This window comes from Streptomyces sp. NPDC034086, assembly GCF_055575515.1.
In genome coordinates this window covers 90,426-115,886 of sequence record NZ_JBVISM010000003.1, presented here as the reverse complement: position 1 = coordinate 115,886, position 25,461 = coordinate 90,426, and the positions used below count along the sequence as shown (strand labels likewise).

Sequence of the window (25,461 nt, the reverse complement as noted above, 5' to 3'; positions counted from 1 at the left end):
CGGCTCGATGATGCGCCCGAACGGCGGACGGGCGGCGCGGACTGACGCGCCGTCCGTCCGCCTTTGCGCGTGCGCTGTTGGCAGGCGTGTATCTTCCGGCCGAGAGCCTTCGAAGGGACCAATCCGGTGAACAAGAAGCTTGCGGCCGCGGTGTCCGGCGGTGCGGTACTGATGCTCGTCCTGTCCGGCTGCGGCGGTGGGGACGACGGCGACAAGAAGGCCGACGCCTGGGCCAAGAAGGTCTGCGACAAGTGGGAGCCAGAACTCACCAAGATCAAGACGACCAATGACGAGCTGAAGCGGGTCGCCACCCAGAGCAGCAAGCCCGAGGAGGTCCAGAAGACCGACTCGGCCGCCTTCCAGACCCTCTCCGACGCCTACAAGACCATGGGCGGCGCCCTGACGGCGGAGGGTGAACCCCCCGTCAAGGACGGCAAGGCCGCGGCGGATTCCGTGGTCAAGAGCTACGGCGAGATCTCCAAGCGCTACACCGATCTCAAGACGAAGATCGACGCGCTCGACCCGAAGGACCAGGGCAAGTTCGCGGACGGCCTCCAGGAGGTCGCCGGCGGACTCACCGAGGTCGCGGCGAACGAGACGGCGGCCAAGGAGAAGCTCAACTCGAGCGGCCTCAAGGTGATCTACAGCCAGAAGGGCTGCCAGGTCACGACGCCCGCCAACGGCTGACCGGCGGGGTTCCACGCGCCCGGCGCACCTCGTGCGTCCCGCGCGCTGCGTGCGCCGCGGGCGGCCGCGGCGAGCCGGCGGGTGCACGGCACCGGCAGTTCGTGTCCCGCGCGCGGGGGTTCGTACGGATCGCCGGTCCCAGCGGCCACAATGGTCGGGTGAGTACCACCAGCCTTCCCAAGCCCGACCGCGCCGCCGAGCTCCGCGAGGCCTTCCTCGCCGCGGGATTCACCGCCGACGGACTGCTCGACCTGCTCGGAGCCCCCGCCTACGCCGCGCTGGCCCGCAGCGAGACGGTCCCCGCCCTGCGGGCCACCCGCGGGGCGGGTGACGAGGCGCTCGCGGCTCTGATCCGGCTGTTCCTGCTCCAGCAGCCGGAGCCGTACGCGCGTGCCGCCGCCGCGCTGCCCGTCGAGGCGGCCGTCGCCGACGGCTGGCTGCGCCGGGAGGGCGACGAGGTCCACGCCACCGTCGACGTACGCCCGTACGGCGGGCCCGACGGCGAGGACTGGTTCATCGTCTCGGACCTCGGCTGCGCCGTCGGCGGCGCCGGCGGGATCGGCAGCCGTGAGGAGGGCGTGGTGCTCGGCGTCGGCGGCGCCTCCACCACGCTGGCCGGGATCACCGTGCGCCTGCCCGTCGCCTCCGCGCTCGACCTCGGCACCGGATCCGGGATCCAGGCGCTGCACGCCGCCCAGCACGCGACCCGGGTCACCGCGACCGACGTCAACCCGCGCGCCCTGGAATTCACCCGTCTGACGCTGGCGCTCTCCGGGGCGCCGCGGGCCGAACTGCTCGCCGGCTCGCTGTTCGAGCCCGTGGGCGACGCCACGTACGACCTGATCGTGTCGAACCCGCCCTTCGTCATCTCGCCCGGCGCGCGGCTCACGTACCGGGACGGCGGAATGGGCGGTGACGACCTGTGCCGGACCCTCGTCCAGGAGGCGGGGGGCCACCTCAACCCGGGCGGGTACGCGCAGTTCCTCGGCAACTGGCAGCACGTGGAGGGGGAGGACTGGCGCGACCGGGTCCGCTCCTGGGTGCCGCGCGGCTGCGACGCCTGGATCGTGCAGCGTGACGTGCAGGACGTCACGCAGTACGCCGAGCTGTGGCTGCGCGACGCGGGAGACCACCGCAGCGACCCGGCCGAGTACGCGGCGCGGTACGAGGACTGGCTGGACGAGTTCGAGGCCCGCAAGACGAAGGCCGTCGGCTTCGGCTGGATCACGCTGCGCCGCACGGACGCGGCCGAGCCCTCGATCGTCATCGAGGAGTGGCCGCATTCGGTGGAGCAGCCGCTCGGCGACACCGTCCTCGCGCACTTCGCCCGCCAGGACTACCTGCGCGACCACGACGACGCCGCCCTCCTGGCCGGGTACTTCCGGCTGACCGCGGAGGTCGTCCAGGAGCAGGTCGGCGCGCCGGGCGCGGAGGACCCCGAGCACGTCGTGCTCCGGCAGAACCGGGGGATGCGCCGCGCCACCAAGGTGGACACGGTCGGCGCGGGCTTCGCCGGGGTGTGTGACGGCTCACTCAGCGCGGGCCGGATCCTCGACGCGATCGCGCAGCTGGTGGAGGAGGACCCGGTCGTCCTGCGGGACCGGACTCCGGAGGCGATCCGGATGCTGGTGGAGCAGGGGTTCCTGGAGCCCGTGCAGGGTCCGGTCCGGTAGCCGGCGGCCCTCCGGCACCGGGATGTAACCCGGGGTTCGCCCGCCGTACCCCCGCGGCTGGCAGGCTCCCGGGCAGCGGGGATCCGGGGGGATCCCCGGGCGGCCCGGGGGGACGAGGGGAACGGCATGGAACGCGGTCCGGCGATCTTCGCGGCGGCCGTGTTCCTGCTGTTCGGGGCCGCCCTGCTGGCCTGGACGGGGGCGCGTGCGCGGCGCGGCGCGCCGGTGGCCGAAGGCGTGCGCCCTGGGGTGGCCGTACCGGTGGCCGTACTGGCCGGGGCGGGCTCGGTGGCCCTCGGCGTCTGGTGTCTCCAGCGGTTCTGAAGCGGGCGTCGCGGACGATCTCCACCGGGGTGTGAAACCCGACGTCGGGGCGGGTGCGGATGCGGGGCCAGACGGCCCCGCGGCCACCCTGCGCGGTGACCGCGAGGGTCCCGGCGCGGCATCCGGGCGGCAGAAACGGCACTTGTCGGGTTACCGTTCGAGTGGCCGTTGCGGGCTTGTGCCGTTTGACACGGGGGCGGGTTGTACCGTCACACTCCGCAGCGTCGCCGTACCGCGACCGAGTGCCGACCGGAGAGAAGAGCCAAGTTGTCCCCGACTAGCGAGACCGCAAAGGGCGGCCGCCGACTCGTCATCGTCGAGTCCCCTGCCAAGGCGAAGACGATCAAGGGCTACCTCGGCCCGGGATACGTCGTCGAGGCGAGCGTCGGGCACATTCGCGACCTCCCCAACGGCGCGGCCGAGGTCCCCGACAAGTACACGGGTGAGGTGCGCCGTCTCGGCGTGGACGTCGAGCACGACTTCCAGCCGATCTACGTTGTCAATGCGGACAAGAAGGCGCAGGTCAGGAAGCTCAAGGACCTGCTTGCCGAGTCCGACGAACTCTTCCTCGCCACCGATGAGGACCGCGAGGGCGAAGCCATCGCGTGGCACCTCCAGGAAGTCCTCAAGCCCAAGGTCCCCGTCCACCGGATGGTCTTCCACGAGATCACCAAGGACGCGATCCGCGACGCCGTCGCCAACCCGCGCGAACTGAACCAGCGGATGGTCGACGCCCAGGAGACCCGCCGCATCCTCGACCGCCTCTACGGCTACGAGGTCTCGCCGGTGCTGTGGAAGAAGGTCATGCCGCGGCTGTCGGCCGGGCGTGTCCAGTCCGTGGCCACCCGCCTCGTCGTCGAGCGCGAGCGCGAGCGCATCGCCTTCCGCTCCGCCGAGTACTGGGACCTGACCGGAACCTTCGGCACCGGCCGCGCCGGTGACGCGTCCGACCCGTCGACGCTGGTCGCCCGCCTGAACACCGTGGACGGCAAGCGCGTCGCGCAGGGCCGTGACTTCGGCGCGAACGGGCAGCTCAAGAGCGAGGTGCTGCACCTCGACGAGAGCGGTGCGCGGGCGCTCGCCGCCGCGCTGGCCGAGACCTCGTTCGCCGTCCGCTCGGTCGAGTCCAAGCCGTACCGGCGCTCCCCGTACGCCCCGTTCCGCACGACGACGCTCCAGCAGGAGGCCTCGCGCAAGCTCGGCTTCGGCGCGAAGGCGACGATGCAGGTGGCGCAGAAGCTGTACGAGAACGGCTTCATCACCTACATGCGTACGGACTCCACCACGCTTTCCGACACCGCGGTGACGGCGGCGCGGGCGCAGGTCACCCAGCTCTACGGCGCCGACTACCTGCCGGAGAAGCCGCGCGTCTACGCGGGCAAGGTCAAGAACGCGCAGGAGGCGCACGAGGCGATCCGGCCTTCGGGTGATCGTTTCCGCACCCCCGCCGAGACCGGTCTGACCGGCGACCAGTTCCGCCTGTACGAGCTCATCTGGAAGCGGACCGTCGCTTCTCAGATGAAGGACGCGACCGGCAACTCGGTGACCGTGAAGATCGGCGGCCGCGCCGCGGACGGGCGGGACGCCGAGTTCAGCGCCTCCGGCAAGACGATCACCTTCCACGGCTTCATGAAGGCGTACGTCGAGGGCGCGGACGACCCGAACGCCGAGCTCGACGACCGCGAGCGGCGGCTGCCGCAGGTCGCGGAGGGCGACGCGCTGACGGCCGAGGAGATCACCGCCGACGGCCACTCCACCAAGCCGCCGGCCCGATACACCGAGGCCTCGCTGGTCAAGGAGCTGGAGGAGCGGGAGATCGGCCGCCCGTCGACGTACGCGTCGATCATCGGCACGATCCTCGACCGCGGCTACGTCTTCAAGAAGGGCACGGCACTCGTGCCGTCCTTCCTGTCCTTCGCCGTGGTCAACCTGCTGGAGACGCACTTCGGGCGGCTCGTCGACTACGACTTCACCGCCAAGATGGAGGACGACCTCGACCGCATCGCGCGGGGCGAGGCCCAGTCCGTGCCGTGGCTGAAGCGCTTCTACTTCGGCTCGGAGGAGGCCTCGGAGGTCGTACCGGCCGACGGCGACCACCTCGGCGGCCTGAAGGAGCTGGTCACGGACCTCGGCGCGATCGACGCGCGGGAGATCTCCTCCTTCCCGGTCGGCGACGGCATCGTGCTGCGCGTCGGCCGCTACGGCCCGTACGTGGAGCGGGGCGAGAAGGACGCGGAGGGCCACCAGCGGGCCGACGTACCGGACGACCTTGCCCCGGACGAGCTGACGGTCGAGTACGCGCAGGAGCTGTTCGCGAAGCCGAGCGGCGAGTTCCAGCTCGGCACCGACCCGGTCAGCGGCAACGAGATCGTCGCCAAGGACGGCCGCTACGGGCCGTACGTGACGGAGATCCTGCCCGAGGGCACGCCGAAGACCGGCAAGAACGCGGTCAAGCCGCGGACGGCCTCCCTCTTCAAGTCGATGTCCCTGGACACGGTCACCCTCGACGACGCCCTCAAGCTGATGTCGCTGCCGCGCGTGGTGGGCACCGACGCGGAGGGCGTGGAGATCACCGCCCAGAACGGCCGCTACGGCCCGTACCTGAAGAAGGGCACGGACTCGCGGTCCCTGGAGACCGAGGACCAGCTGTTCTCGATCACCCTGGACGAGGCGCTGGCGATCTACGCGCAGCCGAAGCAGCGGGGCCGGGCCGCGGCCAAGCCGCCGCTGAAGGAGCTGGGCACGGACCCGGTGAGCGAGAAGCCGGTCGTGGTCAAGGACGGCCGCTTCGGCCCGTACGTGACGGACGGCGAGACGAACGCGACGCTGCGGCGGGACGACGACGTCGAGACGATCACGCCGGAGCGGGGCTACGAGCTGCTCGCGGAGAAGCGGGCCAAGGGCCCGGCGAAGAAGACCGCGAAGAAGGCCCCGGCCAAGAAGGCCCCCGCGAAGAAGGCGACGGCGACCAAGGCGACGGCGACGAAGACCGCGGCCGCGAAGAAGACCGCGGCGAAGAAGACGACGACGGCGACGGCCGCGAAGAAGACGACCGCCGCCAAGAAGGCGACCGCCACGGCCAGGACGGCTGCGAAGAAGGCGGTGGCCGCCCCGGCGGACGAGTAGTCACCGCCCGCATCCCGGTGGGCCGAGGGCCCCGCGCGGTTGGCGCGGGGCCCTCGGCGTGCCCGGCTCACCCGCCGCGTCCGGGCGGCGCCCGCGGCGGCGCGGGCGACCGTCCGGGAAGGTGGGTGGCGGGTCACACCCGGCCTCGTCCACAGGCCTCCGCGGCGGCCGGGCGCAGCGGATAGGCTGGGCGGATGACGCGAGCCGAGCAGCCGACGGTCGTGACCGACTCCGAGAACACCGACAACACCCCCTACGACGAAGCCCTGGCCGCGGACTCCCGCGACCGAGCGGTGCGCGCCCTGCTGCGCACGCCCGGGCTGCGCCGGCTGTGGAGTGCCCAGCTGGTGAGCGGCATCGGTGACGCCCTCGCCCTGCTGGTCCTGGTGCTGCTGACCCTCCAGGCGGCCGTCACGGCCGGTACGGAGGGCCTCTTCGGCGGCGGCTACCGGGGCGCGGCCTTCGCCGTCGCCGCCGTGTTCGGGGTGCGGATCCTCGCCACCGTCCTGTTCGGGGCGGTCCTGCTCGGCCCGCTGGCCCAGCTCACCGCCCCCGGAGGCAAGCTGGACCGCCGCTGGACGATGGCCGGAGCCGACGCCCTGCGGATCGGGCTGTTCGTCGTCGCCCCGCTGTGGCTCGACTGGATCCCCGCGCACGCCACGACCGCGCTGCTGGCCACCGTGTTCGTCTCCGGTGCCGCCGAGCGGGTGTGGACCCTGGCCAAGGAGAGCGCGGCGCCCGCGCTGCTGCCGGCGCCGCCGCCGGAGGGGGCGACCGTACGGCCCCTCCCGGACCACCTCGACGCCCTGCGGCGGCTCACGCTGCGCACCGCCTTCGCGGCGATGCCCGTGGCGGCCGCCGCGCTGCTCGCCGCGACCCTGATCGGGCGGGCGCTGGGCCTGGGCGTGGACTGGTTCGCCGCGAACCAGGCGGCGCTGGGCTCGTACGTCGCCGCCGGCCTGTTCGCCGCGTCCGTCTCGCTGCTGGTGCCGCTGACGGTGCCGGCGGTCAAGACCCCGAGGCCGCGTTCCCCGCTGGAGGGCCTGCGGGCCCCCAGGGCGGGCGACCGGCCCGAGAAGGGCCGTACCGGCGCGATCCGGCTGCTCGTGGTCGCCTGCGCGGCCGTCGCCGCCGCCGTCGCCCTCGCCGCCTCCGTGTCCGTGCTGCACGCCTTCGACCTGGGCGGCGGCCCGTCCGCGTACGCCCTGCTGGTGCTCGCCCTCGTCGGCGGTACCGCCCTCGGCATCCGCGCCGCCCAGGCCGGCAAGGTGCTGCCCGCGCTGTCGCGACGGCGGCTGCTGGCCCTGGCCATGGCGGTGACCGGCATCGCGCTGCTGCTGACCGGGCTGGTCCCGGACACGGCGACCGTCCTGTTCCTGGCGCTGCTCGCGGGCACCGCCGCCGGCGTGGCCGCCAACACCGGGCACACCCTGCTCGACCAGGAGACCGAGGAGTTCCGCCGGGCCCGGGTCACCGAACACCTCCAGGCCGTGGTGCGGGTGGCCGTCGCCCTCGGGGCGGTCACCGCCCCGCTGCTGGCCGCGGCGATCGGCCCGCACCGGCTGGGCGGGGGCCAGGTCGTCCTCTCGCACGGCGGCGCCGCCTACGCGCTGATGGTGGCCGGTGCGCTGCTGCTGCCCGTCGCGGTGGTGGTCCTCGCCAAGGCCGACGACCGCAGGGGCGTACCGCTGCGCCGCGACCTGCGGGAGGCGCTGCGCGGCGGAGAGCCCGTGCAGGCCCCCGCCGCGACCGGGTTCTTCATCGCCCTGGAGGGCGGCGACGGGGCGGGCAAGTCCACCCAGGTGCAGGCGCTGGCCGACTGGATACGGAGCAAGGGCCACGAGGTCGTCGTGACCCGGGAGCCCGGTGCCACCCCCGTAGGCAAGCGGCTCCGCTCGATCCTGCTGGACATCTCCTCCGCCGGGCTGTCGAACCGCGCCGAGGCCCTGATGTACGCCGCCGACCGCGCGGAGCACGTCGACACGGTCGTCCGGCCCGCCCTGGAGCGCGGTGCGGTGGTCATCACCGACCGGTACATCGACTCCTCGGTCGCCTACCAGGGTGCCGGGCGGGACCTTTCCCCGACCGAGATCGCCCGTATCTCCCGCTGGGCCACCGGCGGTCTCGTGCCGAACCTGACCGTGCTGCTCGACGTGTCCCCGGAGACCGCCCGGGAGCGCTTCACGGAGGCGCCGGACCGGCTGGAGTCCGAGCCGACGGAGTTCCACCAGCGGGTGCGGGCCGGGTTCCTGACGCTCGCCGCGGCCGACCCCGGGCGCTACCTCGTCGTCGACGCCGGCCAGGACCCCGGCTCGGTGACCACCGTCGTACGCCACCGCCTGGACCGGATGCTCCCGCTCTCCGAGGCCGAGGTGGCCGCGCAGATCGAGGCCCGGCGGCTCGCGGAGGAGGAAGCCCGGCGCAGGGCCGAGGAGGAGGCCGCGCGCAAGGCGGAGGAAGCCCGGCTGAAGGCCGAGGAGGAGGCCCGGCTGGCAAGGGAGGCCGAGGAGGCCCGGCTGCGCGCCGAGGCCGAGGCGGCCCGCCGGGCGGAGGAGGAGCGGCTGAGGGCCGAGGAGGAGCGGCTGAGGGCCGAGGAGGAGGCCCGTGCCCGGGCCGAGGCCGAGCGGCTGCGCGTACAGGCCGAGGAGCGGGCGCGCGCCGCCGAACGGGAGCGGATCCGGCTCCAGGAGGCGGAGGAGGCCCGGCTGCGTGCCGAGGCCGAGGAGCGGCGGCTGGAGAAGCAGCGGCGCGCCGAGGAGGCCCTGCTGCGGGCGGAGGAGGCGCGTCGGCTCGCGGAGGCGTCGGCCGCGGCCGCCGCTGCGGCTGCCCAGGCGCCCGCCGCGCCGGAGCCCGCCGCGCCCGAAGCGCCCGCGCCGGAGCCCGCCGCGCCCAAGGTCGTGATGCGCAAGGAGCCCCTGCCGGACGACGACGCCGTCACGGTCGAGACGCCGGTGGTCCGCCGGGTCGTGCAGCCCGACGACGTGACCCAGACCGTCCCGGTGCCCAAGATCGACCCGCGCGCCCCGCGTCCCATGGACGAGACGGCGGTCCTGCCGTCCGTGCGGCCCGAGGGCCCCGCGCGGGACGCCGCCCGCCCGGACCAGCCGGGGCGGACCCGCCCGGCGGAGCGGCCCACGGCCCCCCACTCGCAGGAAGCCCCGGCCGACCGCGTGCCGCCGGGCATCTTCCGGGACTCCGGGAACGACGTGACCCGCGAACTCCCCGTCGTCGGCGACGACGGCCGCGAGCGCCGGGCCCCCTCCGACTGGGCCGAGGCCACCCCGATGGACGACCTGCCGACCCTGGCCGACGAACTGCTGGGCCCGCGCCCCGACGACGAGGACGGGCACGACGGGCACCACGGGCACGACGGCCCCGGCGGGGGCAGGCCGCGCCGCCGCCGTCGCTGACAGGAGCACGCGCGGTTCACCGTCCGTGATCACGGTCAGTGAGCACGGTCGGGGATTGTCAGTGGCGGGCGCCACAATGTGAGCAGGCAGTATCCACGGAGAGTGAAAGGCGGTGGGCGGCATGCCCGTGTGGGAAGACCTGGTCGGTCAGGAGCGCGTACAGACGCAGCTGGCCGCCGCCGCCCGTGACGCCGACGCCCTCGTCACCGCCATCGAGCAGGGGGAAGCGGCGCCGTCCGCTTCCAAGATGACCCACGCCTGGCTCTTCACCGGCCCGCCCGGCTCCGGCCGGGCCACCGCGGCCCGCGCCTTCGCGGCGGCCCTCCAGTGCGTCAGCCCGGACCGCGCCCTCGGCGGCGAGCCGGGCTGCGGATTCTGCGACGGCTGCCACACCACCATGGCCGGGACCCACGCCGACGTGGAATTCGTCCGCACCGACCTCCTGTCCATCGGCGTGAAGGAGACCCGCGACCTCGTCCGCCGCGCCCAGCTCTCGCCCGCCGTCGGGCGCTGGCAGGTCATCGTCCTGGAAGACGCCGACCGGCTCACCGAGGGCGCGGGGAACGTACTCCTCAAAGCCGTGGAGGAGCCCGCTCCGCGGACGGTGTGGCTGCTGTGCGCGCCTTCCCTGGAGGACGTGCTGCCCACCATCCGCTCCCGCTGCCGCCACCTGACCCTGACCACCCCGTCGGTGGCGGCGGTGGCCGACGTGCTGGTGCGCCGGGACGGCGTCGAGCCGGCCGCCGCCGCGGCCGCCGCCCGCGCCACCCAGGGCCACATCGACCGGGCCCGCCGGCTCGCCACCGACGAGGCCGCCAGGACCCGCCGCGCCGCCGTCCTGAAGCTCCCGCTGCGCGTCGACGACGTGGGCGCCTGCCTCAAGGCCGCGCAGGAGCTGGTCGACGCCGCCGCCGAGGACGCCAAGCAGGTCGCCGAGGAGGTCGACACCAAGGAGACCGAGGACCTGAGGGCCGCGCTCGGCGCCGGAGCGGGCGCCGGGGGCCGGCTGCCGCGCGGCACCGCCGGGGTGATGAAGGAACTCGAGGACCGTCAGAAGCGCCGCCGTACGAGGACCCAGCGCGACAGCCTCGATCTCGCCCTGACCGACCTCATCGGCTTCTACCGGGACGTGCTGGCCCTCCAGCTCGGCTCGGCCGTGGCCATCGCCAACGAGGATATACGGCCGGACCTCGACCGGATCGCGCGCGCCTCGGGCCCCGAGCGCACGCTGCGGCGCATCGAGGCGGTCATCGCCTGCCGGCAGGCCCTCGACCGGAACGTGGCGCCGCTCCTCGCGGTGGAGGCCATGACGATGGCCCTGCGCGCGGGCTGACCGTCCGCGCGCCGGTACCGACCCGGTTCACCCGTACGAGCGGTCCCGGCCGGGCGCCGCCGGGACCCCGGCCGGGCGGGACGCCAGGCCCGCGCACGGCCCGGAGGGCTTCCGCCCGCGTCCCGCGCGCCGGACAGGAGCCGCGCGCAGCACGTACGCTCGCCGCATGGACACCAGGCGCCTGCTGCGTACCGCCGGAACCGTGATCGCGGCCGCCGGGCTGCTGATCTCCGGGTGCACCTCCGGGGGGCCGGAGGTGGCGGCCTCGGCCGAGCCCTCCACCGTCCCGGACGCCCTGCGCCCGTACTACGACCAGAAGCTGAGCTGGCGCGACTGCGGTGTCCCCGGCTTCCAGTGCTCCACCATGAAGGCTCCGCTGGACTACGCGGCTCCCGGCTCCGGCCAGGACGTCGAACTCGCCGTGGCCCGCCGCCCCGCCACCGGCCCCGGCAAGCGGCTGGGCTCCCTGGTGGTCAACCCCGGCGGCCCCGGCGGTTCCGGGATCGGCTACCTCCAGGCGTACGCGGGCATCGGCTACCCCGCCCCCGTGCGTGCCCAGTACGACGTGGTGTCCTTCGACCCGCGCGGCGTGTCCCGCAGCAGCCCCGTCGAGTGCCTGACCGGCCCGGAGATGGACCGCTTCACCCAGGTGGACCAGACGCCGGACGACCAGGCGGAGCGGGCCGGGCTGGTGGCCGCGTTCAAGAAGTTCGCGGCGGGCTGCGAGACCCGCTCCCGTCGGGTGCTGCCGCACGTCTCCACCGTGGACGCCGCCCGGGACATGGACGTGCTCCGCGCGGTCCTGGGCGACGAGAAGCTGAGCTACGTCGGAGCCTCGTACGGCACCTTCCTCGGAGCCACGTACGCGGACCTCTTCCCGGCCCGGGTCGGCCGCCTGGTCCTGGACGGCGCGATGGACCCGTCCCGGCCGTCCCTCGACCTGAACCGCGACCAGACCGCGGGCTTCGAGACGGCGTTCCGCTCCTTCGCCAAGGACTGCGCCAAGCAGACCGGCTGCCCACTGGGCCAGGGCGGCCCCGACGCGGTGGCCCAGCGCCTGAAGGAGTTCTTCCGCAAGGCCGACGCCCAGCCGGTCCCCTCGGGCGACCCGGCCCGCCCCCTGGGCGAATCCCTGGCGACGACGGGCGTGATCGCGGCGCTGTACGACGAGAGCGCCTGGCCGCAGCTGCGCGAGGCCCTCACCGACGCGCTGAACGGTGACGGCGCCGGCCTGCTGGCCCTCGCCGACAGCTATTACGAGCGCGAGGCGGACGGCACGTACGCGAACCTCATGTACGCCAACGCCGCCGTGAACTGCCTCGACCAGCCGCCCGCCTTCAGCGGCCCCGAAGCGGTGGACGCCGCCCTGCCGTCCTTCGAGAAGGCCTCCCCGGTCTTCGGGGCCGGCCTGGCCTGGGCCTCGCTGAACTGCGCGTACTGGCCGGTGAAGGCCACGGGCTCGGCGAAACCGCTGAAGGCGGCGGGCGCGGCCCCGATCGTGGTGGTCGGCACGACCCGCGACCCGGCGACCCCGTACAAGTGGGCCCAGGCGCTGGCCGGCCAGCTGGACTCGGGCACGCTCCTCACGTACGACGGCGACGGCCACACGGCGTACGGCCGCGGCAGCGACTGCGTCGACACGGCGATCAACCGCTACCTCCTCGAGGGCCGCCCCCCGGCGGACGGCAAGCGCTGCTGACACCCTCCGCCGGCCCCGGTTCGGGGCACCCGGATTGACCCTGTAGACTTGGCGCCGCTGCTGATGAGAGCGTCCCTCCGAGGAAATTCTTGTCTTCCCAGCGGTGCCGCCTTAGCTCAGTTGGCCAGAGCAACGCACTCGTAATGCGTAGGTCTCGGGTTCGAATCCCGAAGGCGGCTCGGATCAGCCCCAGGACTCACTCGCCGTGACCTGGGGCTTTTTCATGCCCTGAGCGGTCGGGGGTGGAACGTGAGGTCCTCGCGGCCTGCTGCGTGCCCCTTGCGTGCCCACGCGGTTGCGGCTGGAACGGGCCGGGTGTGGTCCGGGCGGTCGTGTGGCCCTCGGCGGCTCCGCGCACAATGGAGCACGGCGCGCGAGTGGATCAAGGGGAGACGCATGTTCGGTCAGGTGGGAACGCAGGGCGGCACGGTCACGGACGAGGGCTCCGGTGTCGTCCTGCGCGTGGCGGGTGAGGCGGACCTGGACACGGCCGCGGAGCTGTTCCGCGGGTACCTCGACTTCTACGAGGTGACGGTCGAGGACCCGGGTGCCCCCAGGGAGTTCCTCGCGGAGCGCATCGCCAGGGGGGAGTCCCTGGTCCTGCTCGCCGACGCGCCCGGAGTCACCGGCACGGTCGGCTTCGCGCAGGTCTACCAGGCCTTCTCCTCCCTCACCCTGCGCACGGCGTGGATCCTCAACGACCTGTACGTGGCCCCGTCCGGCCGGCGTACCGGTGCGGGCCGGGCGCTGCTGCGCGAGGTGCTGCGCCGGGCGCGGGAGGCCGGGGTGGCGGGGGTGCAACTGGAGACCGCGTACGACAACCGGGTCGCGCAGGGGCTGTACGAGTCCGAGGGCTTCGTGCGCGAGGAGTTCCACGTGTACTTCCACGACCTCGGCTGAGGCGTCAGGGGCCGGGAGGACGCCGTCACTTGGCGTCGGCGTAGCACTCCACGACCGCCGTGGTGAAGGGGAAGCGGACGGGGGTGTCCCCGAAGGTGATCCGGCCGGCCCGGTCACCGGCGGTACGGATCGCCTCGGCGACGGCCTCCGCCTCCTCGGCGGGGCAGTGCACGATCACCTCGTCGTGCTGGAAGAACACCAGCTCCGCGCGCATCCCGGCGGTCGCCTGGCGCAGTGCGGCGAGCATCAGCAGGGCCCAGTCGGCGGCGCTGCCCTGGACGACGAAGTTGCGGGTGAACCGGCCGCGGGCGCGGGTGTTGGTGGAGGCGTAGGACGGGGTCCAGCCGGCGTCGTCGGAGTCGGCGCGCTCCTGTTCCTGCGGGATGCCGGCCTCGTCCGCCTCGGCGGCGCCGGCGGGCGGCGGGCAGGTGCGGCCCAGCCAGGTCCGTACGAGGCGCCCCTCCTCGCCCGCGCGGGCCGCGTCGTCGACGTACGCGACGGCGCGGGGGAAGCGGCGGCGGAGGGCGGCGAGGTTCTTGAGGCCGTCGCCGGAGGTCTGTCCGTAGACGGCGCCCAGCACCGCGATCTTGGCCTTGTCCCGGTCGCCGGAGAAGCCCTGGCGGGAGACGGCCGTGTAGAGGTCCTCGGGGCGGCCGGCCACCTCCATGAAGGCCGGGTCGCGGGAGATTGCGGCGAGGACACGGGGTTCCATCTGGTCGGCGTCGGCGACGACGAGCCGCCAGCCGGGGTCGGCGACGACCGCCCGGCGGATCACCTTGGGGATCTGGAGGGCCCCGCCGCCGTTGGTGACCCAGCGGCCGGTGAGGGTGCCGCCGGGGATGAACTCGGGCCGGAAGCGGCCGTCGCGGACCCAGTCCGCGAGCCAGGACCAGCCGTGGGCGGTGTAGATCCGGTACAGCTTCTTGTACTCGAGGAGCGGTGCGACGGCGGGGTGGTCGATCTCCTGGATCGCCCAGCGGCGGGTCGACTTGAGCTTGAACCCGGCCTCGGCGAAGGCCTTGATGACGTCGGCCGGCAGCTCGGGGCGCACGCGCCGGCCGAAGGCGGCGGAGATCCGGTCGGTGAGCTCGGCGAGGCGGCGGGGTTCGCCGCCGCCGGGGTAGCGCTCGCCGAGCAGCTCGGTCAGCAGGGCGCGGTGCACGTCGGCCCGCCAGGGCAGGCCCGCGTGGTGCATCTCGGCGGCGACGAGGAACGCGGCCGACTCGGACGCGATGAGCAGGCGCATCCGCTCGGGGTGGGCGGTGGCGGCCGTCCGGCGGGCCTGGTCGGCGTGGACGGCGAGGAGGGCCTCGAGGGGGAGGGGGGCGGCGGGCTGCGGGTCGAAGTCGAAGAGGGAGTCCTGCGCGGCGGCCCGGGCGGGCTCGGCGGCGCGCTGCGGGGGGTCCGGCGGGACGGGGGCGTTGTTGAGCCGGGCCCAGGCCGCCGCCGCCGAGCGGGGTTCGCCGGAGCGGCCCTCGTGGGCGAGGAGCAGCAGTTCGGCGTCCTCGATGTCGTAGCACCGCTCGACGCGGGTGCCGACGGCGAGCAGGCGGGGGTAGACGGCGGCGGTCGAACGCCAGATCCAGCGGGTGCCGGGGGGTGCGGAGCGGATCGCTTCCGCGGGGGTGGCGGTGGTGGTGGGCCGGGCGCCCGGGTGCAGGGGGGTGGCGTGCCACTGGCCGTCGGCGGCTTCGGCGAGGGCCCAGGGGGTGGTGGGGTGGTCGCTCACGGGTGCGAGTGTCCCACCGGGGTCTGACACCGGGCCCGCGCCGGGCCCGGTGCGGGTGCGCGGATCCGCGCGGGCCCGTCGCGCCGGGCGGGCGGGGTACGCGGACCCGCGCGGGGGGATCGCCCTGCCGGGCGGGGTGGGGGGGCGCGCGGATTCGCCCGGGGCGGGTGCTGGCGGGCGGGAAGTGAGGTGCGCGGGATCCGTGATGAGGGTTTGCCCGGCGGGGCTGCGGGTCTGTGCGGGAGCCCTCCTGCCGGGTCTGGGTATGCGGGCCCGTGCCGGGGCCGCCCCGGCGGGCGGGGTGGGGTGCTGGGGCTTCTTCGGGGGCGCACCCGCTCGGGTGGGTGCTCTGCGGGCGGGGTGCGGGATCCGGGGTGAGGGCGGGCCGGTCGGCGGGGTGTGGGTCTGTGCGGGGGCCTCCTGTCGGGTCGGGGTATGCGGGTCCTCGCTGGGGCCGCCCCGGCGGGCGGCGGTGGGGATCGCACCCGCCCGGGCGGGGTGTTGGCCCGGGGCCCGGGGTCCGGGATCGGCCCCGGGGGCGGGCGGCGGGTGCCCGGGCGGGGTGGGGGTGCGCGGGCCCTGGCTGCGCGTGCGGGGGCGCGCCGCGGCCACGCTTGCGTCCCCCGGGAGTTGTCCGCCGTCCCGCTGGGGGCTGCCTCTCCGTGGTTGGTTCCCCGCGGCACCGGCGGGGCTCGGGCCGCCGACTGCCGCAGTCGCCCGTTGTCCCGCACCGCGGCTCCCGGCGCCGCCGACCGCTCCGCACACGTCCGGCGTCGGAGAGGCCTCGTCCTGCTTCCGGCCCCTCCCGCCCCGGGCCGGGGCGGGAGGGGGAGCGTGTCAAGCTGAAGGGGTGAGTCAGTGTGCCGAGATCGTCGACCGGGCCTTCGCGGCCGCCCTCTACGCCCAGGACGATGCCGGGCTCGACACCGGCGCCTCCGTGCTCGCGGCCGACGGCGGGCTGTGGGGCGGGGTGGGGCGGGAGTTGCTCGGGCGCGGGGAGGCGTACGTACGGCAGGCCTGGGAGCGGGGGTGGCGGCCCGCGGACGTGCTGCGGCTGGTGCGGCGGGACCTGGAGGCCGTGCACCTCGGCATCGCCGGTGACGTGATCGCCGCCGAGGCCCGGCGGTACGCGCGCCTCCCCGAGCGGTGGGGCGCGCCGGAGGCGTGGTGGGGGGCCGACGAGGAGTACGCCGACGGGCTCGCGCGCCGTGAGAGGGCGGACCGGTTCACCCTGGCCACCGCCGTCCTGGAGCTGTTCCGGCTGCTGGTGCGGCTGCCGTCCGTCGAGCCGGTGGGGCCGGTCCCGGGGGACCCGGCCGGTGACGCCCTGGAGCACGCGCACATCGAGCCGCGCATGCTGGGCCGGATCCGGGCGCTGCTCGCGAAGGCCGAGGCGACGACCTACCCCGAGGAGGCGGAGGCGCTGAGCGCCAAGGCGCAGGAGCTGATGGCCCGGCACACGGTGGACGAGGCGCTGCTGGCGGTGCGCGGCGGCGCTCCGGCACAGGTGCCCGGCGCCTGCCGGATCGGGGTCGAGCCCCCGTACGAGGAGGCCAAGGCGGTACTGCTGGACGCGGTGGCCTCCGCCAACCGCTGCCGGGCGGTGTGGAACAGCGGGTTCGGGTTCTCGACCGTCGTGGGGTTCGAGAGCGATCTGGAGGCGGTGGAACTCCTGTACACCTCGCTGCTCGTGCAGGGCACGGCGGCGATGACCCGGGCCGAGGCCGCCCAGCGGGCCGGCGGGCGCAAGCGGACCAAGACCTTCAGGCAGTCCTTCCTGCTGGCCTACGCGAGCCGGCTCGGGCGGCGGCTCGCCGAGACCGCCGAGCACACGGCCACGGAGGCCCCCGACAACCTGCCGGCCCTGGTGGCCCGGGACGTGGCGGTCGGCGCGCGGGCCGACGAGATGTTCCCCCGGACCACGACCACCCGGCTGCGGGGGGCCACCGACCACGCGGGCTGGGAGGACGGCACGGCGGCGGCCGACGCCGCCCACGTGGGCGGCCGGCGCCCCGCGCTGCCCTGAAGCCCCCGCGCCGCGCTGCAACCGGGAGCCCCCCGCGCCGCGCTGCTGCCGGGAGCGCCCCGCGCCGCGCCGGGAGCCCCCCCGCGCCGCCCCGGAGTACCTGTCCGGCGTGGGCGGAGCAAAAGCGGAAAAAGCTGACGAACGGTTACGCTCGTCGCCATGAGCTGGCTCCGCGCGCTGAAGGACACCGCGCGCGCGGGCATGAGGGTCGAGCGGGCCCGTCTGGAGCCCCTCGTCGCCGTCCGGGCCGCCGTGGGGCTCGCGCTCGTCATCGGCGCCGCGCTCGCCCTCCTCGGGCCCGGCGCGGCGGCCAGTTCCGCGTTCGGGGCCTTCATGGCCGCGATCGCCACCTTCCAGCAGAGCTGGCGCCCGCGTCCCGTGCTCGCCCTCGCCTCCGGGCTGACGCTGGCGGTCTCCACCTTCACCGGCTACCTGGTCGGGTCGGCCGACGTCGGGCTGTTCCTGCCGATGCTCGCCGTCTGGGCCTTCGCGGCCGGGCTGTTGTGGGCCGCCGGGCCCACCGCCGGGATCATCGCCTCCGGCAACGTCGCGGTCATGCTGGTCACCGTCACCCTGCCGACCTCCGTCCCGCAGGCCGCCGGGCACGCCGCGCTGATCGCTGCCGGAGGGGTGGTGCAGGCGCTGCTCATCGTGCTGTTCCCGGTCCGCCGCTGGGGTGCCCAGCGCGACGCCCTGGCCGACGCCCTCGCCGCCGAGGCCGACTACGCCCGCCGGCTGCGGCACGACCCCGTCAGTTCCTTCGACCCCGTGCCGCTGATGAAGGCCCGGGACGCCGCTGCCGTCACCGTCCGGCAGGCCCGGCGGCGGCCCGCCGAGCTCCACGGGGCGCGGGGGCTGGCGGAGCGGGTCCGGCCCGTGCTGGCCTCGCTCGCCGACCCGGCCGTCGGCGCTCCCGCCGGGGGACCGGCCCGCGAGCGGGTGCGGGGGCTGCTGGACGCCGCCGGGGCGGTGCTCGACGCCGCGGCGCACGCCATCCGGCACGGGGATCCCGTACGCCTGCCCGCGCCGGCGCTGGCCGTGCTGAAGGCACCCGACCTGCCGGAGGTCCTCACCGGCGCGCCGCTGCGGGCCGCGCGCAGGCTCACCGCCCTGCTGGACGACGTACTGGAGACGGCCGAGCCGGGTTCCGGGCGCACCGCGGACCCCGCCGAGGCGAGGCTGCGGCCCACCGTGCCCGCCCTGGTGCCGCTGGTGCTGAAGGCCGTACGGGCCGAGCTGCGGCCCGGTTCGCCCGTGCTGCGGCACGCCGTGCGGGTGACGGGGGCGGCGTGCGCGGGGTACCTGGTCGGGCAGGTGCTGCCGTTCGGGCACGGCTACTGGGCGCCGATGGCCTCGGTGATGGTGATGCGGCCCGACTTCACCCAGACCTGGTCCCGGGCCGTCGCCCGCTTCGGCGGCACCCTGGCGGGCGTGGGGGTGGCCACCGCGATCGTGCGGCTGGCGCAGCCGGGGATGTACCTGTCGGGGCTGCTGGCGGTGGTCAGCGCGGGCCTGATGTACGTGCTGATGCGCACCGGGTACGCCGTCTCGCAGGTCTTCGTGTCGGCGTACGTGGTGTTCCTGCTCGGGATGGGCGGCGTCCGCTGGGACCAGACGGTGCCCGACCGGATCGCCCTGACCCTGGTCGGCGGGCTCCTCGCGATGCTGGCCTACGCGCTCTACCCGGCCTGGGAGACCCCGAGGCTGCGCACCCGCCTCGCCGACTGGCTCGCCGCCGACGGGCGGTACGCGGCCGCCGTGCTCGGGCAGTACGCCGACCCGGACGGGGCCCGGCGCGCGGACGTGCGGGAGGCGCTGCTGGCGGCCCGCGACGCCCGGATCGCCTGGCAGGAGGCGCTCGCGCGGGCGGAGGGGGAGCCGGTGCGGCACCGGGGGCTGTCCCGGGCGGCGGCCGAGGGCGCGGGGGACGCGCTGGCGGCGCTGGGCCGGACCGCGATGCTGCTGGAGGCGCACCTGCCGGACCGGGGTCATCCGCCGGTGCCGGGGGCCGCGGAACTGGCGCGGGTGCTGCGGGAGGCGACCGGGGCGGGCGCGAAGGCGGTGCGGGAGCGGAAGGTCCCCCGCTGGGACGGGGTCCGGGAGCTGCTGGCGGAGGGGGCGGCCCCCGGGCCGGGTGTGCTGCGCGGGGCGGCGGACCAGCTCCTGGCCGCGCTGGACGGGGTGTCGGAGGCGCTGCGGCCCTGACCCGGACGCCTCTGCCCTGACGGTGGGAGCGCTACGGCGCGGACGCCGGTGCGCCGTGACCGGCGGGAAACGGAGGGACAGGGTCCTGGACCGCCGCCCATGGTGATCAACAGTGATGGGTGCGGCACCCCGCGTGCACGTGCATCTGCCCATGCATGCGGTCATGAACACAGCTATGATCCGGTGGAGTTGACATCTGCACTATCGGGGGCTTCCTGTGGACCACGCGTACAACGGGATGGCAGCTGCAGAACTCACTTCCTTGTACGAGCTGACCTGGCAGAAGAGCAGACACAGCAACTCGCAGGGGTCCTGCGTGGAGTTCGCCAGGCTGCCCGGGGGCGACATCGCCATGCGCAACTCGCGCTTTCCCGAGGGACCGGCGCTCGTCTACACCCCGGCCGAGATCGAGGCGCTGCTGCTGGGCGTCAAGGACGGCGAGTTCGACCATCTGATCGGCTGAGCGGGCCGAACCGGCCGCGACGCAGCCGGGTGCCGGGCGACCGGGCGGAACGGCGCATCGATCAAGCCATGCACGTGCACCGGCCGGGACCGATCCCTTGATCGGTCCCGGCCGGTGCGTTACGACGGCGCGCACGGCACGGCCGCACCGTGCGTGGCAGCGCGTGCGGAGCGGCAGGTCAGTCCTGGAGCAGGAACAGCGCCCAGACCACCTTGCCGCTGAGGCGTCCCGCGAGGGGGTGCCAGCCCCAGCTGTCGCTGTAGGCGTCGACCAGGAACAGCCCGCGCCCCGACTCCAGGTCGCAGTTCTCGTCCGTGCGCTCCGGCGCGAAGGAACCGCCCGGCCGGTCCTCGCTGGGGTCCCGTACCGCGCACACCAGCCGCGTGCTCCACCGCATCAGGTGCAGCCGCACCGCCGCCTCCGGCCCGGCGGCCGGCCGTGCCTCGTCCGGCAGGGCGTGGCGCAGGGCGTTGGTGACGAGCTCGGAGACGACCAGGGAGACGTCGTCGAAGCGGTCGTCCAGGTCCCATTGGGACAGGGTCGATCTGGTGAAGGAACGGGCGCCGCGCACCGCTTCGAAGCGGGCGGGCAGAGCGCAGGAGGCGGATCCGGAGACAGCCGTGGGGTCGACCGGGGGCAGCCCCTGCCGTAACGGCTCGAGCACGGTCGATCCATTCGTCCCCATGCGAGGCACTCCCGGGATTCGCGGACGAAGCGGGCGGCTCCGTCCAAAGAGAACTGCGGGGTGGGTCCCGCGCCGGCGCGAAGAGCACGCAGGTGCGCGGCACCATCGTTCCGAAAGGCGAAGCCGGATGCAAGGGCAGATGCACGTGCACGCGCCCGACCCGTCCCCTCCCGTGACGGTTCTTGCTCATTTCTTCCTACGCATACTTACGGACTTCTTTTCCGGGACGCCGGATTCCGTTACAGAACGAGTACGGGCCGATGCGTTTTGGTGGCAGACTGCGGCCCGGGGTGCGGGGGCCCCGCCGAGGCACGCGCACACCACGCGCACACCATCGCGATGGGGAGGGCAGTACGAGTGACCGCAGAAGCCAGCGGTTCTGTGGTGCGCCGCATCCTCCTGGGCTCACAGCTCAGGCGACTCCGAGAATCCCGCGGCATCACCCGTGAGGCGGCCGGCTACTCGATCCGCGCATCCGAATCGAAGATCAGCCGCTTGGAGTTGGGAAGGGTGAGCTTCAAGGCCAGGGACGTGGAGGACCTCCTCACGCTCTACGGGGTCACCGACGGCGCCGAGCGGGAGTCCCTGCTCGGTCTGGTCCGCGAGGCCAACGCGGCGGGCTGGTGGCACAGTTACGGCGACGTGCTGCCCGGGTGGTTCCAGACGTACATCGGTCTGGAGGGCGCGGCGTCCCTCATCCGGATCTACGAAGTGCAGTTCGTCCACGGCCTGCTGCAGACCGAGGCGTACGCCCAGGCGGTCGTGCGCCGCGGGATGCCCGCTGCCGGCGCCGCCGAGATCGACCGCCGCGTGGCGCTGCGCCTGGAGCGCCAGAAGGTCCTGGTGTCCGAGAACGCCCCCGTGTTCCACGCGGTCCTCGACGAGGCCGCGCTGCGCCGCCCGTACGGTGACCGGGACGTGATGCGCGGCCAGCTGGAACACCTCATCGAGATCAGCCAGCGGCCCAACGTACGGCTCCAGGTGATGCCCTTCTCCTTCGGCGGCCACGCGGGCGAGAGCGGCGCCTTCACGCTGTTGCGCTTCCCCGAGTCCGACCTCCAGGACATCGTCTATCTGGAACAGCTGACCAGCGCGCTCTACCTGGACAAAGAAGAGGAAGTGGGTCAGTACGCGCGGGCGATGGAGCGGCTCCAGGCCGATTGCCCGGACCCCGGCCAGACCCGGGACCTCCTGCGCGGGCTCCTCCAACTGTCTTGACGCGCACGTACTATGACGTCGGATCAGTGCATGAAGACGACCGATCGGTCTCCGGTGCAGCGCAGGGGTGCGCGCTCGCAGTAAGGGATGGCATGTCCATATTCACCGACCTGGCCCACCAGTACATCGACGGCGAATGGCTGGCCGGCACCGGTTCGTGGGACATCATCGACGTCAACCCGTACAACGGGGAGAAACTGGCGGCCATCACCGTGGCCACCGTCGAGCAGGTCGACCGGGCCTACCGCGCCGCCGAGCGGGCCCAGCGGGACTGGGCGGCCACCGGCCCCCACGCGAGACGCGCCGTCCTCGAACGCGCCCTGCGCATCACGGAGGAACGCCAGAAGGAGATCGTCGAGGCGATGATCGACGAGCTCGGCGGGACCCGTCCCAAGGCCGAGTACGAGGTCCACCTGGCGATGGAGTTCCTGCGCGAGGCGGTGCGGCTGGCCGTCCGCCCCGAGGGCCGCATCCTGCCCTCGCCGGTCGAGGGCAAGGAGAACCGGGTCCAGCGCCTCCCGGTCGGGGTGGTCGCGGTGATCAGCCCCTTCAACTTCCCCTTCCTGGTGACCCTGAAGTCGGTGGCCCCCGCCCTGGCGCTGGGCAACGCGGTCGTGATCAAGCCGAACCAGAACGCCCCGGTGGCCGGCGGCGGGATCATCGCCAAGGTCTTCGAGGACGCGGGCCTGCCGGCCGGGCTGCTGAACGTGCTGGTCACCGACATCGCCGAGATAGGCGACGCGATCCTGACCCACCCCGTCCCCAAGGTCATCTCCTTCGCCGGCTCCGACCGCACCGGCCGGCACGTCGGCTCGGTCGCGGCGCGCCACTTCAAGCGGACCGTGCTCGAACTGAGCGGCAACAGCGCCCTGGTCGTCCTCGACGACGCCGACGTCGACTACGCGGTGGACGCCGCCGTCTTCAGCCGCTTCGTCTTCCAGGGCCAGGTCTGCATGGCGGCCAACCGGATCCTCGTCGACGCGAGCGTCGCGGAGGAGTTCACGGAGAAGTTCACCGCCCGCGTGCGCGCCCTGAAGACCGGCGACCCGCGCGAGGCGGACACCCACATCGGCCCGCTCATCAATTCCTTCCAGGCGGACGCGCTGACGGCGCTCGTGGACCGCGCCCTGGCGTCCGGGGCGCGGGCGCTCGTACGGGGGTCTACGCGCGGCAACCTGGTCGAGCCGACCGTCCTCGCCGGGCTGCCCGAGGACTCCCCGCTGCTCGGCCAGGAGATCTTCGGACCGGTCGCCCTGCTGGTGGTCTTCGACGGGGAGGAGGAGGCCGTACGCCTCGCCAACGCCACGCCGTACGGGCTCAGCGGCGCGGTGCACACCCGCGACGTGGAGCGCGGCGTCCGCTTCGCCCGGCGCATCGAGACGGGCATGATCCACGTGAACGACTCCACCATCGGCGACGAGCCGCTGGCCGCCTTCGGCGGCGAGAAGGCCTCCGGTCTGGGGCGGCTGGGGGGCGAGGCCACGGTGGAGGCCTTCACCACCCAGAAGTGGATCTCGGTCCAGCACGGCCGGACCCGGTTCCCGTTCTGACCGCCGCCTCCGGCCCGTCCCCGCCCGCCGCGCCGTGCGGCTCTTCCCGTCCTCGCGCGAGTTGCGGACAGAAGCTGACCGCAAGTCTCCGTAGCGTGGTCCTTGTCAGCGGGGGACGGCCCCCGCGCAGGGGACGAAGAGGTGGTTGGTCATGGCACAGATTTCCGGTGAGGTCCTGGGTGACGAGCGCGGCACCCTGCTGGCCTTCGTCGAGTCCCAGCGGGCCGCGATCCGCGAGGCGGCGGCGGGGCTGACCGAGGAGCAGGCCGCGAGCCGCCCGAGCGCCAGCGAGCTCTCGCTGTCCGGGCTGCTCAAGCACGTCGCCGAGGTGGAGCTGGGCTGGCTGCGGATGGCGCAGCAGCGGCCCAACGAGAGGGTGCGCACCCAGGAGGACTACGCCGAGGCCTTCCGGCTCGTCGGCGACGAGACCATGGCGTCCGTGCAGGCCTTCTGGGACGGGGTGAGCGCGGAACTGGCCGCCTTCGTCGCGGACCTGCCCGACCTGGACGGGACCTTCCCGCTGCCCCCGGCGCCCTGGTTCCCCGAGAACGCCAAGGTCTCCATGCGCTGGATGCTCCTGCACCTGATCGAGGAGTTCGCCCGGCACGCGGGCCACGCGGACGTCATCCGGGAGTCCCTGGACGGCACCAAGGCGATGGGCTGATCCTCTTCCCGCGGGCCCCGGGCGAACGGGGCTTGCACCTCACGTGGCGTGAGGAACCACAGTGGGGGGCGTACCCAACCAGAGGAGCGGAAAGCGATGGGCTACTCCGTGGGCCAGGTCGCCGGGTTCGCGGCGGTCACGGTGCGCACCCTGCACCACTACGACGAGATCGGGCTGCTCCGTCCGAGCGGCCGCAGCGGCGCGGGACACCGGCGGTACGACGACGCCGACCTGGACCGGCTGCAGCAGATCCTGTTCTACCGGGAGCTCGGCTTTCCGCTCGAAGAGGTCGCGGTCCTGCTGGACGATCCGCGTTCGGACCCGAGGGAGCAGCTGCGCCGGCAGCACGCCCTCCTGTCCGGCCGGATCGCCCGGCTCCAGCAGATGGCCAAGGCCGTTGAGCACGCCATGGAGGCGAAGAAGATGGGCATCAACCTCACGCCCGAGGAGCGGTTCGAGGTCTTCGGGGACGAGGACCCGGAGCGCTACGCGGAGGAGGCCGAGCAGCGCTGGGGCGGCACCGCGGCCTACGCGGAGTCGCAGCGCAGGGTCTCCACCTACACCAAGGACGACTGGAAGCGGATCCAGGACGAGGCCGCGGACTGGGGAGCCCGGTACGCGGCCCTGGTGGCGGCCGGCGAGCCGGCCGGGGGCGAGGCCGCGATGGACATGGCCGAGGAGCACCGCCTGCACATCGGCCGCTGGTACTACGACTGCCCGTACGAGATGCACACGTGTCTCGGTGACATGTACGTCGCGGACGAGCGCTTCAAGGCGTACTACGACGGGATGGGCGCGGGCGTCGCCGAGCACCTGCGGGACGCGATCACGGCGAACGCCCTGCGCAAGGCGTAGCCGGTCCCGCACCCGTACCGCCCCCTCCGGTCCCTGGAACCCGGCGGGGGCGGTGTGCGTTCATAATTGAGACCGCCTGCCTCGTCGCGTCCCCCACCGCAGACGTCCCCCTGATCCAGGAGAGCCCGGAAACGTGGAACCCCTCTACACGCTTGCCCTCGGCCCCGAGTGGCTGTCACCGGAGTACCTGATCGGGCATTTCGGCCTGATCGGCATCCTGGTCATCGTCTTCGCGGAATCGGGCCTCTTCGCGTTCCTGCCGGGCGACTCGCTGCTGTTCACGGCGGGTCTCTTCGTCGCCAGCGGTGACATCAGCCAGCCGCTGTGGCTCGTCTGCACGCTGATCGTGGCGGCCGCGATCATCGGTGACCAGGTGGGGTACCTGATCGGCAAGTACTTCGGCCCCAAGCTCTTCAACCGGCCGAACAGCAAGGTCTTCAAGCGGGAGAACCTGGACGCCGCGCACGACTTCATGGACAAGCACGGCCCCAAGGCGATCGTGCTCGCCCGCTTCGTGCCGATCATCCGCACCTTCGCCCCGATGGTCGCGGGCGCCGGCGCGATGAAGTACCGCACCTTCCTCACGTTCAACATCATCGGTGGCATCGCCTGGGGTGCGGGTGTCACCTGCCTCGGCTACCAGCTCGGCCAGTTCGACTTCATCAAGGACAACGTCGAGAAGATCTTCATCGGCATCGTGCTGGTCTCGGTGATCCCGGTGATCGTCGAGGTGGTCAAGGGGCGCAAGAACAAGAAGGGCGGCGCGGCCGCCCCGGCGCGGCCCGGTCAGCCGCGCGAGGAGCAGCCGCCGGCCTCCGGCCAGCGCGGCCGCCACGCCAAGCGCTAGCGTCACCACGGGCCGGCGCGCCCGAAGCTCCGTACGCCCCCGCAGACGGCCGTCTGCGGGGGCGTCG

Annotated in this window: 17 protein-coding genes, 1 tRNA gene and 1 pseudogene; 17 read left to right on the top strand and 2 right to left on the bottom strand. The window is 73.9% G+C overall.

Features of this window, described 5'->3' with window-relative positions; genetic code table 11:
* Nucleotides 1-126: 126 nt before the first annotated feature.
* From ACZ514_RS10405 to ACZ514_RS10365, 9 genes are all read left to right on the top strand, one after another.
* Nucleotides 127-687 carry a small secreted protein gene (locus ACZ514_RS10405; RefSeq protein ID WP_468163496.1) on the top strand — a complete coding sequence of 187 codons (561 nt, stop codon included), beginning with the start codon at nucleotides 127-129 and terminating at the stop codon, nucleotides 685-687.
* A gap of 158 nt (nucleotides 688-845) precedes the next feature.
* Nucleotides 846-2,360 (top strand): DUF7059 domain-containing protein, encoded by a 1,515-nt coding sequence (locus ACZ514_RS10400; protein WP_469124524.1) that lies wholly within the window; start codon nucleotides 846-848, stop codon nucleotides 2,358-2,360.
* A gap of 126 nt (nucleotides 2,361-2,486) precedes the next feature.
* On the top strand, nucleotides 2,487-2,684 hold the full coding sequence (locus ACZ514_RS10395; RefSeq protein ID WP_468163492.1) for a hypothetical protein: 198 nt from the start codon (nucleotides 2,487-2,489) through the stop codon (nucleotides 2,682-2,684).
* A 267-nt stretch (nucleotides 2,685-2,951) separates the two neighbouring features.
* Nucleotides 2,952-5,810: a type I DNA topoisomerase gene (topA, locus tag ACZ514_RS10390; protein ID WP_468163490.1), complete on the top strand. Its 2,859-nt coding sequence runs from the start codon at nucleotides 2,952-2,954 to the stop codon at nucleotides 5,808-5,810.
* Between the two features lie 194 nt (nucleotides 5,811-6,004).
* Nucleotides 6,005-9,220, top strand: a complete 3,216-nt coding sequence (gene tmk, locus ACZ514_RS10385; protein WP_469124523.1) for a dTMP kinase — start codon at nucleotides 6,005-6,007, stop codon at nucleotides 9,218-9,220.
* Between the two features lie 121 nt (nucleotides 9,221-9,341).
* Nucleotides 9,342-10,553, top strand: coding sequence for a DNA polymerase III subunit delta' (locus tag ACZ514_RS10380; RefSeq protein WP_468163487.1), 1,212 nt, complete (start codon nucleotides 9,342-9,344; stop codon nucleotides 10,551-10,553).
* Between the two features lie 166 nt (nucleotides 10,554-10,719).
* Nucleotides 10,720-12,252, top strand: coding sequence for an alpha/beta hydrolase (locus ACZ514_RS10375; protein ID WP_468163486.1), 1,533 nt, complete (start codon nucleotides 10,720-10,722; stop codon nucleotides 12,250-12,252).
* A 105-nt stretch (nucleotides 12,253-12,357) separates the two neighbouring features.
* A tRNA-Thr gene (locus ACZ514_RS10370) sits at nucleotides 12,358-12,431 on the top strand.
* 217 nt (nucleotides 12,432-12,648) lie between these two features.
* Nucleotides 12,649-13,152, top strand: a complete 504-nt coding sequence (locus ACZ514_RS10365) for a GNAT family N-acetyltransferase (RefSeq protein ID WP_468163480.1) — start codon at nucleotides 12,649-12,651, stop codon at nucleotides 13,150-13,152.
* 25 nt (nucleotides 13,153-13,177) lie between these two features.
* On the opposite strand, the gene ACZ514_RS10360 is transcribed toward ACZ514_RS10365, so the two are convergent.
* Nucleotides 13,178-14,881, bottom strand: a complete 1,704-nt coding sequence (locus tag ACZ514_RS10360) for a bifunctional 3'-5' exonuclease/DNA polymerase (RefSeq protein ID WP_469124522.1) — start codon at nucleotides 14,879-14,881, stop codon at nucleotides 13,178-13,180.
* Between the two features lie 850 nt (nucleotides 14,882-15,731).
* Between ACZ514_RS10360 and ACZ514_RS10355 the strand changes: the two genes are divergently transcribed.
* The 3 genes from ACZ514_RS10355 to ACZ514_RS10345 all read left to right on the top strand — a co-directional run bounded on the left by ACZ514_RS10355 (nucleotide 15,732) and on the right by ACZ514_RS10345 (nucleotide 19,575).
* A complete protein-coding gene (locus tag ACZ514_RS10355; protein ID WP_468163477.1) occupies nucleotides 15,732-16,907 on the top strand; it encodes a DUF2786 domain-containing protein in 1,176 nt (391 codons plus the stop codon).
* Between the two features lie 159 nt (nucleotides 16,908-17,066).
* Nucleotides 17,067-19,112, top strand: a complete 2,046-nt coding sequence (locus ACZ514_RS10350; RefSeq protein WP_469124521.1) for an FUSC family protein — start codon at nucleotides 17,067-17,069, stop codon at nucleotides 19,110-19,112.
* A gap of 217 nt (nucleotides 19,113-19,329) precedes the next feature.
* Complete coding sequence (locus ACZ514_RS10345) at nucleotides 19,330-19,575, top strand: DUF397 domain-containing protein (protein ID WP_388933576.1); 246 nt, start codon at nucleotides 19,330-19,332, stop codon at nucleotides 19,573-19,575.
* A gap of 178 nt (nucleotides 19,576-19,753) precedes the next feature.
* Here the strand turns inward: ACZ514_RS10345 and ACZ514_RS10340 are convergent, their stop codons facing one another.
* A complete protein-coding gene (locus tag ACZ514_RS10340) occupies nucleotides 19,754-20,260 on the bottom strand; it encodes an ATP-binding protein (RefSeq protein ID WP_468163473.1) in 507 nt (168 codons plus the stop codon).
* Nucleotides 20,261-20,599: 339 nt separating this feature from the next.
* On the opposite strand from ACZ514_RS10340, the gene ACZ514_RS10335 reads away from it, so the two are divergent.
* The 5 genes and pseudogenes from ACZ514_RS10335 to ACZ514_RS10315 form a co-directional block, all read left to right on the top strand.
* A complete protein-coding gene (locus ACZ514_RS10335; RefSeq protein WP_468163471.1) occupies nucleotides 20,600-21,478 on the top strand; it encodes a helix-turn-helix domain-containing protein in 879 nt (292 codons plus the stop codon).
* Nucleotides 21,479-21,570: 92 nt separating this feature from the next.
* A complete protein-coding gene (locus ACZ514_RS10330; protein ID WP_469124520.1) occupies nucleotides 21,571-23,028 on the top strand; it encodes an aldehyde dehydrogenase family protein in 1,458 nt (485 codons plus the stop codon).
* A 151-nt stretch (nucleotides 23,029-23,179) separates the two neighbouring features.
* Nucleotides 23,180-23,692, top strand: coding sequence for a DinB family protein (locus ACZ514_RS10325; RefSeq protein ID WP_468163467.1), 513 nt, complete (start codon nucleotides 23,180-23,182; stop codon nucleotides 23,690-23,692).
* A gap of 96 nt (nucleotides 23,693-23,788) precedes the next feature.
* Complete coding sequence (locus tag ACZ514_RS10320; protein WP_469124519.1) at nucleotides 23,789-24,547, top strand: MerR family transcriptional regulator; 759 nt, start codon at nucleotides 23,789-23,791, stop codon at nucleotides 24,545-24,547.
* Nucleotides 24,548-24,680: 133 nt separating this feature from the next.
* Nucleotides 24,681-25,355: pseudogene (locus tag ACZ514_RS10315) on the top strand (DedA family protein); the annotation flags it as partial.
* Nucleotides 25,356-25,461: the final 106 nt, after the last annotated feature.

Bases quoted from the DNA above. Each gene is read 5' to 3' on its own strand.
- ACZ514_RS10340 (WP_468163473.1), bottom strand. From the start codon at position 20,260: ATGGGGACGAATGGATCGACCGTGCTCGAGCCGTTACGGCAGGGGCTG.
- ACZ514_RS10320 (WP_469124519.1), top strand. From the start codon at position 23,789: ATGGGCTACTCCGTGGGCCAGGTCGCCGGGTTCGCGGCGGTCACGGTG.
- ACZ514_RS10330 (WP_469124520.1), top strand. From the start codon at position 21,571: ATGTCCATATTCACCGACCTGGCCCACCAGTACATCGACGGCGAATGG.
- ACZ514_RS10395 (WP_468163492.1), top strand. From the start codon at position 2,487: ATGGAACGCGGTCCGGCGATCTTCGCGGCGGCCGTGTTCCTGCTGTTC.
- ACZ514_RS10325 (WP_468163467.1), top strand. From the start codon at position 23,180: ATGGCACAGATTTCCGGTGAGGTCCTGGGTGACGAGCGCGGCACCCTG.
- ACZ514_RS10335 (WP_468163471.1), top strand. From the start codon at position 20,600: ATGGGGAGGGCAGTACGAGTGACCGCAGAAGCCAGCGGTTCTGTGGTG.
- ACZ514_RS10380 (WP_468163487.1), top strand. From the start codon at position 9,342: ATGCCCGTGTGGGAAGACCTGGTCGGTCAGGAGCGCGTACAGACGCAG.
- ACZ514_RS10365 (WP_468163480.1), top strand. From the start codon at position 12,649: ATGTTCGGTCAGGTGGGAACGCAGGGCGGCACGGTCACGGACGAGGGC.
- tmk (WP_469124523.1), top strand. From the start codon at position 6,005: ATGACGCGAGCCGAGCAGCCGACGGTCGTGACCGACTCCGAGAACACC.
- ACZ514_RS10350 (WP_469124521.1), top strand. From the start codon at position 17,067: ATGAGCTGGCTCCGCGCGCTGAAGGACACCGCGCGCGCGGGCATGAGG.
- ACZ514_RS10375 (WP_468163486.1), top strand. From the start codon at position 10,720: ATGGACACCAGGCGCCTGCTGCGTACCGCCGGAACCGTGATCGCGGCC.